The organism is Streptomyces sp. NPDC030809, assembly GCF_055572195.1.
The window spans coordinates 72,626-85,204 of sequence record NZ_JBVIDV010000006.1 but is presented as its reverse complement, the minus strand read 5'-3'; the positions used below and the strand labels follow the sequence as shown (position 1 = coordinate 85,204).

Annotated in this window: 12 protein-coding genes and 1 pseudogene; 10 read left to right on the top strand and 3 right to left on the bottom strand. The window is 72.3% G+C overall.

All coding sequences use genetic code 11. From position 1 onward, the window contains the following. Nucleotides 1–207: 207 nt before the first annotated feature. The 3 genes from ACZ407_RS10510 to ACZ407_RS10500 all read left to right on the top strand — a co-directional run bounded on the left by ACZ407_RS10510 (nucleotide 208) and on the right by ACZ407_RS10500 (nucleotide 3,956). Entirely contained in the window at nucleotides 208–759 is a 552-nt protein-coding gene (locus ACZ407_RS10510) for a TetR/AcrR family transcriptional regulator (RefSeq protein ID WP_468127244.1), read from the top strand. After that, nucleotides 756–2,300, top strand: coding sequence for an MFS transporter (locus ACZ407_RS10505; RefSeq protein ID WP_468127242.1), 1,545 nt, complete (start codon nucleotides 756–758; stop codon nucleotides 2,298–2,300). Before ACZ407_RS10510 ends, ACZ407_RS10505 begins: the two co-directional genes overlap by 4 nt. A gap of 162 nt (nucleotides 2,301–2,462) precedes the next feature. Then, entirely contained in the window at nucleotides 2,463–3,956 is a 1,494-nt protein-coding gene (locus ACZ407_RS10500; protein WP_468127240.1) for a membrane-associated oxidoreductase, read from the top strand. A 120-nt stretch (nucleotides 3,957–4,076) separates the two neighbouring features. On the opposite strand, the gene ACZ407_RS10495 is transcribed toward ACZ407_RS10500, so the two are convergent. After that, nucleotides 4,077–4,841, bottom strand: a complete 765-nt coding sequence (locus tag ACZ407_RS10495; protein ID WP_468127239.1) for a lysophospholipid acyltransferase family protein — start codon at nucleotides 4,839–4,841, stop codon at nucleotides 4,077–4,079. A gap of 181 nt (nucleotides 4,842–5,022) precedes the next feature. Between ACZ407_RS10495 and ACZ407_RS10490 the strand changes: the two are divergent. The 3 genes and pseudogenes from ACZ407_RS10490 (at nucleotide 5,023) to ACZ407_RS10480 (ending at nucleotide 7,428) form a co-directional block, all read left to right on the top strand. Then, nucleotides 5,023–6,196 (top strand): annotated as a pseudogene (locus ACZ407_RS10490) (glycerophosphodiester phosphodiesterase). Between the two features lie 181 nt (nucleotides 6,197–6,377). Then, a complete protein-coding gene (locus ACZ407_RS10485; RefSeq protein ID WP_468127238.1) occupies nucleotides 6,378–6,893 on the top strand; it encodes a sigma-70 RNA polymerase sigma factor region 4 domain-containing protein in 516 nt (171 codons plus the stop codon). A gap of 37 nt (nucleotides 6,894–6,930) precedes the next feature. Further along, a complete protein-coding gene (locus ACZ407_RS10480) occupies nucleotides 6,931–7,428 on the top strand; it encodes a GNAT family N-acetyltransferase (RefSeq protein ID WP_468127236.1) in 498 nt (165 codons plus the stop codon). An 87-nt stretch (nucleotides 7,429–7,515) separates the two neighbouring features. Here the strand turns inward: ACZ407_RS10480 and ACZ407_RS10475 are convergent, their stop codons facing one another. Then, nucleotides 7,516–7,944 (bottom strand): hypothetical protein, encoded by a 429-nt coding sequence (locus tag ACZ407_RS10475; RefSeq protein ID WP_468127235.1) that lies wholly within the window; start codon nucleotides 7,942–7,944, stop codon nucleotides 7,516–7,518. After that, nucleotides 7,937–8,305 (bottom strand): hypothetical protein, encoded by a 369-nt coding sequence (locus tag ACZ407_RS10470; RefSeq protein ID WP_468127234.1) that lies wholly within the window; start codon nucleotides 8,303–8,305, stop codon nucleotides 7,937–7,939. Before ACZ407_RS10470 ends, ACZ407_RS10475 begins: the two co-directional genes overlap by 8 nt. 562 nt (nucleotides 8,306–8,867) lie before the next feature. Here ACZ407_RS10470 and ACZ407_RS10465 point away from each other — a divergent pair. The 4 genes from ACZ407_RS10465 to ACZ407_RS10450 all read left to right on the top strand — a co-directional run bounded on the left by ACZ407_RS10465 (nucleotide 8,868) and on the right by ACZ407_RS10450 (nucleotide 12,404). After that, the gene (locus ACZ407_RS10465; RefSeq protein WP_468127232.1) at nucleotides 8,868–9,956 is read left to right on the top strand and encodes a methionine ABC transporter ATP-binding protein; all 1,089 of its coding nucleotides are present in this window, start codon (nucleotides 8,868–8,870) and stop codon (nucleotides 9,954–9,956) included. Beyond that, nucleotides 9,953–10,621 (top strand): methionine ABC transporter permease, encoded by a 669-nt coding sequence (locus ACZ407_RS10460; RefSeq protein WP_468127231.1) that lies wholly within the window; start codon nucleotides 9,953–9,955, stop codon nucleotides 10,619–10,621. The genes ACZ407_RS10465 and ACZ407_RS10460 overlap by 4 nt, the downstream gene beginning before the upstream one ends. An 88-nt stretch (nucleotides 10,622–10,709) precedes the next feature. Next, entirely contained in the window at nucleotides 10,710–11,576 is an 867-nt protein-coding gene (locus tag ACZ407_RS10455) for a MetQ/NlpA family ABC transporter substrate-binding protein (protein WP_468127229.1), read from the top strand. 174 nt (nucleotides 11,577–11,750) lie between these two features. After that, a complete protein-coding gene (locus ACZ407_RS10450; RefSeq protein WP_468127228.1) occupies nucleotides 11,751–12,404 on the top strand; it encodes a GNAT family N-acetyltransferase in 654 nt (217 codons plus the stop codon). Nucleotides 12,405–12,579 lie beyond the last annotated feature (175 nt).

Below are 12,579 nucleotides of genomic sequence, written 5' to 3'. Positions count from 1 at the left end.
TCCTCCCGCAGCAGGCCGACCCGCTCCCAGGTGCGTGGTGTAGCCCGCAGGCCGGCGCTCGGCCTGTGCCGCGTACGGGTTCAGCGGGCCGTCCACATCGATCAGCAGCAGCGGCTTCATCGCTCAAGTGTTCCCTTCTTGGGCCCGGTGAGGCGTGTGCATCTCTGGAATGAGACATCGACGTCTCATTTGGTGTATCGTTGTCTCATGGCAATGGATCGTGACCAGGTGCTGCGTGACGCGGCCGCGCTGCTCTCCCGCAAGTCGACCGCCACCATGGACGAGGTCGCCAAGGCCGCCGGGATCGGCCGGGCGACCCTCCACCGGCACTTCGCGGGGCGGGACGCGCTGGTGCGTGCGCTCGAAGACCTCGGCATCCGCGAGTTCGAGATCGCCTTCGACAGGGCGCGGCTCGACGAGGGCAGCGCCGTGGACGCACTGCGCCGCCTGGTCGCCGAATCCGAGCCCAACGCCCAGCTGCTGGCCTTCCTCGTCACCGAGAACCAGCTGTTCGAGGGCGACCAGGTCAACGAGGGCTGGGCCCGGCTCGACGCCCGCGTGTCCGCGCTCTTCCGCCGCGGACAGCAGGAGGGCGACATCCGGATCGACCTCAGCCCCGCCTGGCTGACCGAGGCCCTCTACGGCCTCGTCGGCACCTGCGCCTGGGCCGTCATGGACGGCCGGGTCGCAGCCAAGGACTTCCAGCACATGGTCACCGAGCTGCTGCTCGGTGGCGCCCGACGGAGTGTGGAGAAATGAACGGAACCGAACAGACCGGCCTGCGTACGGAGGCGGAGGTCAAGAGCCCCGGCCGCTGGCTGGCCCTGTCCGTGCTCGTGCTCGCCGTGCTGCTGGTCGCCGTCGACGCCACCGTACTCGGCCTGGCCACACCCTCACTCAGCGAGGACCTCAAGCCCTCCGGCAGCCAGCTGCTGTGGATCGGCGACATCTACTCCTTCGTGATCGCCGGCCTGCTCGTCTCCATGGGCAGCCTCGGCGACCGCATCGGCCGCAAGAAGCTGCTGCTCGTCGGCGCCACCGCGTTCGGCGCCGTCTCGGTGCTCAACGCCTACGCCACCAGCCCCGAGATGATGATCGTGGCCCGCGCCCTGCTCGGCGTGGCCGGCGCCACCCTGATGCCGTCCACCCTCGCGCTGATCCGCAACATCTTCCACGACCCCAAGGAGCGCAGCCTCGCCATCGGCATCTGGGGCGCCACCGCCTCCGCCGGTGCGGCCGTCGGCCCGGTCGTCGGCGGGTTCCTGCTCCAGCACTTCTACTGGGGCTCGGTCTTCCTCATCAACCTGCCGGTCATGCTGGTCCTGGTCCTCGTCGGCGTGAAGCTGCTGCCCGAGTCCCGCAACGCGGTGGCCGGCCCCTGGGACCTGGTCAGCGTCGGCCTCTCCCTCGTGGGCATCATCGGGGTCGTCTACGCCGTCAAGGAGGTCGCCAGCCACGGCCCGACCGCCGGAGCCGGACTCGCCGCACTGCTCGGTGCCGCCGCGCTGTACGGCTTCGTGCGCCGCCAGTTCACCCTGACCGCACCCCTGCTCGACATGCGCCTGTTCCGGCACCGCGGGTTCTCCGGCGCCGTCCTCGCCGACCTGCTGACCGTCTTCGGCCTGTCCGGCCTGGTCTTCTTCCTCTCCCAGTTCCTCCAGCTCGTCCAGGGTCGCGAGCCCCTGGAGGCGGGCCTCGCCGAACTGCCCGCCGCCATCGGCGCGGTGGCCACCGGCCTGGTCGCCGGCCGCTACGCCCGCCGGTACTCCGTACGGGCCATCGTGTCCGGCGGTCTCGCCGCCATCGGACTCGCGCTCGGCGTGATCACGCTGGTCCACAAGGAGACCGGCTACCCGCTGCTCGGCGCGGCCCTGCTGGTCGTCGGCCTCGGCGCCGGCTTCTCCTTCACCGTGACCGCCGACGTGATCCTCTCCAGCGTCCCCAAGGAGCAGGCCGGCTCGGCCTCCGCGGTCTCCGAGACGGCGTACGAGCTCGGCGCGGCCCTCGGCATCGCCCTGCTCGGCTCCGTCGTCACCGGGGTCTACCGGGACTTCACCGTCCCGGCCGGGGTCCCGGCCGAGGTGGCAGGCGCCGCGCACGAATCCCTGGGCGGAGCGGTCGAGGCCGCCAAGACCCTGGACCCGCAGACCGCGCACACCGTGGTCGGCGCCGCCCAGGAGGCCTTCGTCGACGGCCTGCGCCTCGCCTCCGGCGTCGGCGCGGCCGTGCTCCTCGCCACCGCCGCGGCGGCCTGGTTCCTGCTCCGCGGGCAGCGGCTCCAGGACGGCATCGAGCACTGACGCCCTCGGTCCGGCGGCGGCCCGGCTCCTTCCGGGTCCCGCCGCGCCGCCGCCGTCCGCCGGACGGCGGCCGACCGGCTCCGGCCCTCCCTGACGGTCCGGCAGGACGCCCCGCCCGGGCCGCAGTTGACAGTGTGATCATCAGGCGGCAGCATCCGCCCGGTGGAGATGACCGAGCTGACCCCGGCGGAGCGCCGCATCTGGCAGGCGTTCCCGTCCGACGAGGCCGTGGACCTGCGCGAAGGCCCGGCCGACGGCCCGGGCGCCGCGGCCGACGGCGCCTCCTGGGGACCCGGCCGCACCGTGCGGGCCGAGGTGCTGCGGGCCCTCCTCCTCACCGCCCCGGCCCGCGAGGGCGCCGCCGCCGGGCTCAACCTCCACGGCGCCCGGATCACCGGCGTGCTCCGCCTGAAGTACGCCGCGATCGACCACCCCGTACGGATGCGCGGCTGCCACTTCGAGCAGGAGCCCGACCTGTACGGGGCCCGGATGCGGGCCCTGGTCCTCACCGCCTCGGACCTGCCCGGCCTGGAGGCCTCCAACCTCGACCTGGAGGTCTACCTCCGGCTGTCCTGCTGCCGCATCCGGGGCCAGCTGCGGCTGTCCGGCTCCCGCATCGGCGGCGGGGTCTTCCTCAACGACGCCGTGATCGGCACCCCCGGCGCGCCCGTCCGGGGCGACGAGTCCCAGCCCACCAGCCTGCTGGTCAACCACACCACGGTCGGCACCGACATCCGGGCCAAACGCCTCACCGTCCACGGCCGGTTCCTCCTCAACGGCACCACCGTGGCCGGGCGGGTGCTCCTGGACGGCGGCTCCTTCAGCAACCCGGGCGGCAGCGCCATCCACGCCGAGACCCTGTCCGTCGGCACCGACCTGTCCGCCAAGGACATCCGCGCCACCGGCCGGATCGACCTCAAGGGCGCCCGCATCCCCGGCCAGCTCGACCTGCACCGCGTGACCCTGTCCAACCCCGGCGGTCTGGCCCTGCGCATCACCAGCGCCGAGGTCGGCGAGCTCTGGCTGCGCGGCTCCCGGCCCGTCTCCGGCACGGTCAGCCTCCGCCGCTCCACCCTCGACCTGCTCCACGTGCCCACCGAGGTGCTCCCCGACGGGGTGCTCCTGGACGGCCTGACCTACCGCACCCTGGCCCCGCACCGCCCCGCCGAGGAGCGGCTGCCGCTCCTCGAACGCGACGAGGCGGGCTACCTGCCGTACGCGTACGAGCAGCTCGCCGCCGCCTACCGGACCGCCGGGGACGAGGCCGGCGCCCGCACGGTCCAGCTCGCCAAGCTCCGCCGGCACCGCCGCACCCTGCCCCGGTACGCGCGCGTCTGGGGGCACCTCCAGGACTCCACCGTGGGCTACGGCTTCCGGCCCATGCGGGCGGCCGGCTGGCTGGCGGCCCTCCTGCTGATCGGCTCGGTCGCCTTCGCCGTGCGCCATCCCCCGCCGCTGAAGGCGGACGAGGCGCCGGAGTTCAACCCCGTCTTCTACACCCTCGACCTGCTGCTGCCGATCATCGGCTTCGGACAGGAGAGCGCCTTCGCCCCGGCCGGCTGGCAGCAGTGGCTCTCGTACCTGCTCATCGTCACGGGCTGGACGCTGGCCACCACGATCGCCGCGGGCATCACCCGCTCCCTCAGCCGGCAGTAGGCGGACTCGCGGACCCCGCGCGCCCGGCCCGGGCGCTCACCGGCTCACGGGCTCAGGGGCGCACGGCCGAGGGCCGGACCCCGGACGGGATCCGGCCCTCGGTGGCGGGGGCGGGAGCGGTTACGCCGCTTCCTTCGCCTTCGTGGCGTACATGTCCACGTACTCCTGGCCCGAGAGGCGCATGACCTCGGCCATCACCGAGTCGGTGACCGCCCGCAGGACGTAGCGGTCGCGGTCCATGCCCTCGTAGCGGGAGAACTCCATCGGCTCGCCGAAGCGGATCGTGACCCGGCCCGGGCGGGGCATGCCCTTGCCGCCGGGCTGCAGCTTGTCGGTGCCGATCACCGCGAACGGGATCACCGGGGCGCCCGTCATCAGCGTGAGCCGGGCGATGCCGGTGCGGCCGCGGTACAGCCGGCCGTCGGGGGAGCGGGTGCCCTCCGGGTAGATCCCGAAGATCTTGCCCTCCTCCAGGATCCGGCGGCCGGTCATCAGCGCGGCGACACCGCCGTTGGCCCCGTCCCGGTCCACCGGGATCATGCCCGAGCCGGTGAAGAACCACGCCATCAGCCGGCCCTTGAGGCCCTTGCCCGTCACGTACTCGTCCTTGCCGATGAAGTGGACCGTCCGGTCGCACACCAGCGGAAGGATCATCGAGTCGATGAAGGTGAGGTGGTTGCCCGCCAGGATCACCGCACCGCTGCCCGGGATGTTCTCGACGCCCTCCACACGGGTGCGGAACATCATGCGCATGACGGGTCCGACAGTGGCTTTGATGAGCGCGGTACGGAACAACGTGGGCCCTCCGGCGTCGAAAGCGGTCTTGCACCACAGCGAGTCAGTGCAGGTGAGGACGATACTCGCGGCCCGCGGCTGATCGCACATCGGGTTCACGGAACGGATACGCAGTGTTGACGCACGTTTCCGCCATGTTCCGCCTGCACTCGCCCCGTCTTCAGGGAGCGCTGCCTACCATCGCCGCGCCGAGAACGGCCGAGAACGGCCGTGGGGCGACCGGGAACCGCCCGGCGGCCCGGGCCGGCCGAGAGCAGAAGGAGGAGCGGTCATGGCGCAGGGTGGGGCAGCGCGGCGGACGGTGCTGGGCGCGGCGGTGCTGGCCGCGGGCGGGGGTGCAGTGGGCCTGGGCGCGGGCCGGGCGGACGCGGCTCCGTCGGGGACCGCGGCCGCGGCGGCCGAGGACGGCGGACGCCCGCAGGGCCACCGCAGCCTGCCGGTGCCCACCGTCATCGGGCACCGCGGGGCCAGCGGCTACCGCCCCGAGCACACCCTCGGCTCGTACCAGCTCGCCCTGGACCTCGGCGCCCACGTGATCGAACAGGACCTCGTCCCCACCAAGGACGGCCACCTGGTCTGCCGCCACGAGAACGAGATCGGCGGCACCACCGACGTCGCCGACCACCCCGAGTTCGCCGGGCGGCGCACCACCAAGACCGTGGACGGGGTCGCCGTGACCGGCTGGTTCACCGAGGACTTCACCCTCGCCGAGCTCAAGACCCTGCGCGCCAAGGAGCGCATTCCGGCCCTCCGCCAGCGCAACACGCTCTACGACGGCCGCTGGGCCGTGCCCACCTTCGAGGAGGTGCTGCGCTGGGCCCGCCGCGAGGGCCGCCGGCGCGGCCGGGAGGGTCTGGCTGCACGTCGAGACCAAGCACCCCAGCTACTTCCGCGCCCTGGGCCTCGGCCTGGAGGAGCCCCTCGCCCGGCTGCTGCGCCGCTACGGCCGCGACGGGCGCAACGCCCCGGTGTTCCTCCAGTCCTTCGAGCCCTCCAGCATCCAGCGGCTGGCCAAGCTGGTGGCCGCCCCCAAGGTGGTCCTGCTGTCCGGCGCCGCCACCCGGCCCTGGGACTTCGAGCAGGCGGGGGACCCGCGCACGGTCGCCGACCTGGTCCGCCCCGAGGGGCTGGCCTGGATCGCCGGCTTCGCCCAGGGCATCGGCCCCACCCTGGACCTGGTCATCCCGCGCACCGCCGCGGGCGGGCTGGGCACGCCGACCACCCTGGTCCGCGACGCCCACGCCGAGGGCCTGGTCCTGCACCCCTACACGGCGCGCAACGAGAACTCCTTCCTGCCGGCCGAGTTCCGCAAGGGCACCGACCCGGCCGCGTACGGGGACGCCTTCGGGGCCCTGCGCACCTACTTCGAGCAGGGCATCGACGGCATCTTCACCGACCAGCCCGACACCGCCCTGCTGGCGGCCGCCGACTTCACCGCCCGCTAGGCCGCGGGCCGGGGGAGTCCGCGCGCCGGGCCCGCTCCGGCCCCGCTCCTGTGCTGTCCCGGCCCCGCTCCGGGCGGCGGTATCCGGCCAATGTCCGTCAACGGCCGAACGGCCGTCGCCCTTGCGGGTGAGCCGCACCCGTCGCGGAAACCTCCCGCCGCGTCCCTGCGTCCCGGCGGGCATGGACGTGATGCGCGAACTCGGCCCTCTGCTCCCGCTCCTCTCGGCGGAGGCGGCCGCCGAGGCCCCCGGCACCGGCGTGGACCCCGCGGACCTCGAACAGGCCGTATGGGTGCGGCTGCTGGAGAGCGACCGGGCGGCGGGCCGGCCCTCCGAGGCTGCCCGGTGGCTGCGCCGCGCGGTGCGGGCCGAGGCCCGCGGTGCCCGGCGGCGGGCCCTGCGGGAGATCCCGTACGGGGGCCTTCCGGAGGGCAGTTCCCCCTCGCCGGAGCGGGCCGCGCTGGACGGGGAGGCCCAGGAGGCACTCCGTTCGGCCGTCGCCCGTCTGCCCGGACGCTGCCCCGAGCTGCTGAGCGCACTTCTCTCGCCCCGGGACCTCACCTACCGTGAAATCGCAGGAGAGTTGGGTATCTCACAGGGCAGTCTGGGGCCCGTACGTTCCCGTTGCCTGGGATGTCTGCGCAGAATGCTCGCGGCAGAGGTTGCAGCTCCTGAACTCCGGGGAAAGGAGCGGTAGACCGACGGGCTACCAGGTGAGCGGGAGGCATGCACACATGGGCATGAGCGTGACCATCACTGCGGCGAATGCGGAAGACGCCGAGCAGATCTTCAGACTGCAGTACCTCTGCTTCCAGAGCGAGGCGGAGCTCTACGGCAACTACCGCATCGAGCCGCTCGTCCAGTCCCTCGACTCGGTCAAGGCCGAACTCGACACGGACTGCGTCCTGGTCGCGCGGCTCGGCGAAGAGGTGGTCGGCACGGTGCGCGGCTCGGCGGCCGAGGACGGCACCGCCCGGATCGGCAAGCTCTGCGTCCACCCCCGCCTCCAGGGCCACGGACTCGGCGCCCGGCTGCTGCGCGCGGTCGAGGAGGCCCTCGCGGGCCGCGGCGGCACGAGCAGGTTCCAGCTGTTCACCGGCGAGCGCAGCGAGGCGAACCTGAGCCTCTACCGCAAGGCCGGCTACGCCCGGGTCGCCGACCGCACGGGCGCCGACGGCATCCGCCTGATCGTGCTGGAGAAGGCGGCCACGGAGTACGCGGTCAGCGCCTGAGGGGCACCGCCCGCCGCGGCCGCGCCGCACCCGCAGGTGCCGCGCGGCCGTCCCGGTGCGTCCCGGCGTCGGCCGCCTCCGGCGTGTTCAGCGCCTCCGGCGCAGCCACAGCATCCCGGTGACCGGCAGGATCACCGGGATGAAGAGGTAGCCCATCCCGAAGTCCGACCACACGGTGGCGTCCGGGAAGGCCTCGGGCCGCACCAGCGTCCAGACCCCCACGGTCAGCACCCCGGCCAGCTCGACGGCGCAGCACACCAGCGCCGCCCGGCGGGCCGCCTCCCCGCCGCGGACGAGGGAGTACGTGATGAACGCGTAGACCAGCGCCGCCACGGCCGACAGCGCATAGGCCAGCGGGGCGCGGTCGAACTCAGTCGAGATCTGGTAGGCCGAGCGCGAGACCGCGCCGACCACCATGACCCCGTACAGCCAGACCAGCAGCAGTCCCGGGCCCTTGACCAGGCGCTTGTCCGGCCCCGAAGGGGCTGTGGACGTGGTGGTGGCGGACTCAGGCACCGGTGCCTCCCCAGATGTCGGTGAGCCGTACTTCCAGCACGGCGAGGACCACGGCGCCGGCGGCGACCGTCACGGAGCCCCACTTGGTGCGCTCGGTCAGGGACAGCAGCCCGGCGGCCGGGACCGCGCAGAAGGCGCCGATCAGGTAGGCGACGAAGATGACCCCGCCCTCGTCGGGCTCCCCGCCCTGCGCCAGCCGGACGATGCCCACCACCAGCTGGGCCAGGGCCAGCAGGGTCACCACCGCCATGCCGATGAAGTGCCAGTCCTTGGTCGGCTGGTCCCGGTAGGCGGCGAATCCGCACCAGCCGGCGAGGGCCATGGCGGCCGCGCCGAGGGTGAGGGTGAGGGCATCGAGCATGCAGCGAGGGTATTACGGGCCCGCCCGGCGGCTGCGTCCAGCCCGCCCCGCGGGTCCGTGCCGGGCCGGCACCACAGTGGTCTTGACCACAGCCGGTCCCCGGACGCCCCGGCGCGCACCCCGCCGCGCACTCCGCCCCCCAGTGTCGTTCCTGCAGGTCAGGATCGGTTCCGAGGGGTGGGACCAGAAGCGTCGAGTGGTGGCTCTTGTCCGGTATGCGGCTGAGATCCGTCCGCTATTCGGACAGATCTGATCGCTCCGGCGGACCGTCTGCTTTACTGGGCCCATGACCACGACGAGCAGCCGCACCCTTGCGACCGAGGCGATGATGACGCCCGGTGCTCGTTGTATGTGTCGAATGTGCGCCTTCTGAGGGCCCCTTCCCGAGCCTCGCGCCCCGAAGCGAGACCTGGCCGAGCCTGTCCGCGTTCCCGGATCTGCTCCTGCCCCGCGCACGCGCTGCACTGCGTAATTTCTTCCGGTTCAGCCCGTATCGCGTCCCCAGATGAATGCCCCGTGCCCGGCACTGCTGCGCCGCGCACTCGACAGCGACGGAAATCCTGTGATCACCACATCGGGCCTCACGAAGGTCTACCAGTCCCGTGGCCGCGAGGTCACCGCCCTGGACGGCGTCGACCTGCACGTCCGTGAGGGCGAGGTCTACGGAGTCATCGGCCAGAGCGGCGCGGGCAAGTCCTCCCTCATCCGCTGCGTCAACCTGCTGGAGCGCCCCACCTCCGGAACCGTCACGGTCGACGGGGTGGAGCTGACCGCCCTCGCGGGCGGCGGCGGCCGCCGGGCCGGCAAGGAGCTCCGCGAAGCCCGCAGCCGCATCGGCATGGTCTTCCAGCACTTCAACCTGCTGTCCTCGCGGACCGTGCAGGCCAACATCGAGCTGCCGCTGGAGATCCTCGGGGTCTCCGGCCGCGAGCGCTCCCGCAAGGCCCTCGAACTCCTCGACCTCGTCGGACTCGCCGACAAGGCCAAGGCCTACCCGGGCCAGCTCTCCGGCGGCCAGAAGCAGCGCGTGGGCATCGCCCGCGCCCTCGCCGGCGACCCCAAGGTGCTGCTGTCCGACGAGGCCACCAGCGCCCTCGACCCCGAGACCACCCGCTCGATCCTCCAGCTGCTGCGCGACCTCAACCGCCAGCTGGGCCTGACCGTGCTGCTCATCACGCACGAGATGGACGTGGTCAAGAGCATCTGCGACTCCGCCGCACTCATGAAGAAGGGCCGCATCATCGAATCGGGCACCGTCTCCGAGCTGCTGGCCACCCCCGGCTCCGAACTCGCCGCCGAGCTGTTCCCCGTCAGCGGCACCGCCACCGGCGAGGACCGCACCGTGGTCGACGTCACCTTCCACGGGGAGGCCGCCACCCAGCCGGTCATCTCCCAGCTGTCCCGCACGTACAACATCGACATCTCGATCCTGGGCGCCGCGATGGACACCGTCGCCGGCAAGCAGATCGGCCGGATGCGCATCGAGCTGCCCGGCCGCTACGAGGACAACGTCGTGCCCGTCGGCTTCCTGCGCGAGCGGGGCCTCCAGGTGGAGGTCGTCGACGAGGACGGGCCCGCCGCCGGCATCGCGGGGACCGCGGCCGCCGAGGTCGTCGCCGCCGCCGAGCTCATCAAGGACGGTGCCAAGTGACCTGGTCCGAAATGCAGCCGCTGCTCACGCAGGGCACCTACGACACCCTCTACATGGTGCTGTGGTCCACCCTCGTGACCGTGCTGGCCGGCCTCCCGCTCGGCATCCTGCTGGTCCTGACCGACAAGGGGGGACTGCTGCAGAACCGTCCCCTCAACAAGGTCCTCGGCGTGATCGTGAACATCGGCCGCTCGCTGCCGTTCATCATCCTGCTGATCTTCCTGATCCCGGTCACCACCGCGGTCGTCGGCACCTTCATCGGCCCCACCGCCATGATCGTCCCGCTGGCCATCGGAGCCGTCCCCTTCTTCGCGCGCCTCGTGGAGACCGCGGTCCGCGAGGTGGACCACGGACTGGTCGAGGCCGTCCAGTCCATGGGCGGCGGCATACCGACCCTGGTCTGGAAGGTCCTGCTGCCCCAGTCCCTGCCCTCCCTGGCCGCCGGCGTCACCACCACCGTCATCACCCTGGTCGGCTACTCGGCCATGGCCGGCGCGGTCGGCGGCGAAGGCCTCGGCTCCAAGGCCATCACGTACGGCTTCCAGCGCTTCGAGACCGGCTTCATGTTCGCCACCGTGGCCGTCCTCATCGCCCTCGTCACCGTCATCCAGCTGCTCGGCGACGGCGTGGTCCGCCTGCTCGCCCGCCGCGGCCGGACGGCCTGACCGCCGGCCCCCGGACTTCCTCCCCACCCACAGCCCGCACTCGTTGTGCCCGGGCGTCGTCCGCACCACCCAGAAAGAGGCACTCTTCGTGCGCAAGAACATCAAGCTCGCCGCCGCCACCGCTGCCGCCGCCGCCCTGGCCCTCGGCCTGACGGCCTGCGGCTCCTCCTCCGACCCGGCGTCCACCAAGGACTCCGGCACCGGAGCGGCCGCCGAGTCCAAGCCCCTCGTCGTCGCGGCCTCCCCGACCCCGCACGCCGACATCCTCAACTTCGTCAAGGACAACCTGGCGGCCAAGGCCGGACTCAAGCTGGAGGTGAAGGAGTTCACGGACTACGTCCTCCCCAACACCGCCACCCAGCAGGGCCAGGTCGGCGCCAACTACTTCCAGCACAAGCCGTACCTGGACGACTTCAACAAGAAGAACGGCACGGACATCGTCCCGGTCGCCAACGTCCACCTGGAGCCCCTCGGCCTCTACTCCAAGAAGCTCAAGAGCCTCAAGGACATCAAGGCCGGCCAGACCGTCGCCGTCCCCAACGACACCACCAACGAGGGCCGCGCCCTCCAGCTGCTCGCCGCCAACGGCCTGATCAAGCTGAAGGACGGGGTCGGCACCAGCGCCACCCTCGCCGACATCACCGACAAGAAGGGCCTGGAGTTCAAGGAGCTGGAGGCCGCCACGGTCCCGCGCGCCCTGAACGACGTGGACGCCGCCGTCATCAACGGCAACTACGCCCTCGAAGCGGACCTCAAGCCCGCCAAGGACGCGCTCGCCCTGGAGAAGGCCGAGGGCAACCCGTACGCCAACTTCCTCGCCGTGAAGCGCGGCAACGAGAACGACCCCCGCGTCCAGAAGCTCGCGAAGCTCCTGAACTCGCCCGAGGTCAAGAAGTTCATCGAGGACAAGTACGAGGGCTCGGTCATCCCCGCCTTCGGGAAGCCCGCCGCCTGATCCCGCATCAGGACCGGTCCGCCGGGCCCCGCACCCTCCTGAGCCAGGGGTGCGGGGCCCGGCCATGCGCATCCCGGGGCCGATGCTGCATGCTGTGCGAAGAAGGCCTCTTCTCACGGGCCGTCAAACGGCCTGAAACGGCCCGGAATCCGGTCCCTCGGCATGGAGCTGCGCATGACTACCACCTTCCCGGACGTCTCCATCAGCACGGACCGGCTGGTGTTGCGCCCCTTCGAGGAGGCGGACGTCATGGCCCTGACCGAGATGATGAACGACGAGCTCATCACCGCCTGGACCGCGGTGCCGCACCCCTACACCGTCCAGGACGCCCGCGACTGGGCCCTGCACCACTCGCACGCCGAACGCACCGAGGGCCGCGGAATCGTCTTCGCGGTCACCGAGTTCCTCACCCAGCGCCTGGTCGGGATCGTCCACCTGCAGAACGTCAACTGGCGCTGCCGCACCGCCGAGGTCGGCTACGTCACCGCCCCCTGGGCCCGCGGCGAGGGCTACGCCTGCGAGTCGGTCCTCGCGGCCGCCCAGTGGCTCTTCCGCGACCAGAAGTTCGAGCGCCTGGAACTGCGCACCGCCGCCGACAACACCGCCTCCCAGCAGGTGGCCCAGAAGATCGGCTGCATCAGCGAAGGGGTCCTGCGCAACGCGTGGATAGTGCGCACCCAGACGCCCGACGGCGGCTGGGCGGACACGCGCACCGACCTGATCGTCTGGAGCCTGCTCCCCGAGGACCTCGACGGGCTCGACGGCCAGCTCGCCGAGGCCGGCGGCTACAGCGGCTACACCGACTGGAACAGCGCCGACTGGAACTAGCGCCTCGGCCCGGGCGGCACCACGGGCCCGGCCACCGGGACCGCGCCACCCCGCCGGGCCGCGCCCGGCCACCGGGACCGCGCCACCCCGCCGGGCCGCGCCCGGCCCCCGCCGAAGGTCCGGACCACACCCCCTACCAACAGGTAGTCTCACGGTGTCCGCCCCGCGCGGACCA

What these genes read in the sequence shown, in the direction of transcription:
- ACZ407_RS10485 (WP_468127238.1), top strand. Translation starts at nt 6,378, where the DNA reads ATGGACGTGATGCGCGAACTCGGCCCTCTGCTCCCGCTCCTCTCGGCG.
- ACZ407_RS10470 (WP_468127234.1), bottom strand. Translation starts at nt 8,305, where the DNA reads ATGCTCGATGCCCTCACCCTCACCCTCGGCGCGGCCGCCATGGCCCTC.
- ACZ407_RS10510 (WP_468127244.1), top strand. Translation starts at nt 208, where the DNA reads ATGGCAATGGATCGTGACCAGGTGCTGCGTGACGCGGCCGCGCTGCTC.
- ACZ407_RS10480 (WP_468127236.1), top strand. Translation starts at nt 6,931, where the DNA reads ATGGGCATGAGCGTGACCATCACTGCGGCGAATGCGGAAGACGCCGAG.
- ACZ407_RS10450 (WP_468127228.1), top strand. Translation starts at nt 11,751, where the DNA reads ATGACTACCACCTTCCCGGACGTCTCCATCAGCACGGACCGGCTGGTG.
- ACZ407_RS10495 (WP_468127239.1), bottom strand. Translation starts at nt 4,841, where the DNA reads ATGTGCGATCAGCCGCGGGCCGCGAGTATCGTCCTCACCTGCACTGAC.
- ACZ407_RS10505 (WP_468127242.1), top strand. Translation starts at nt 756, where the DNA reads ATGAACGGAACCGAACAGACCGGCCTGCGTACGGAGGCGGAGGTCAAG.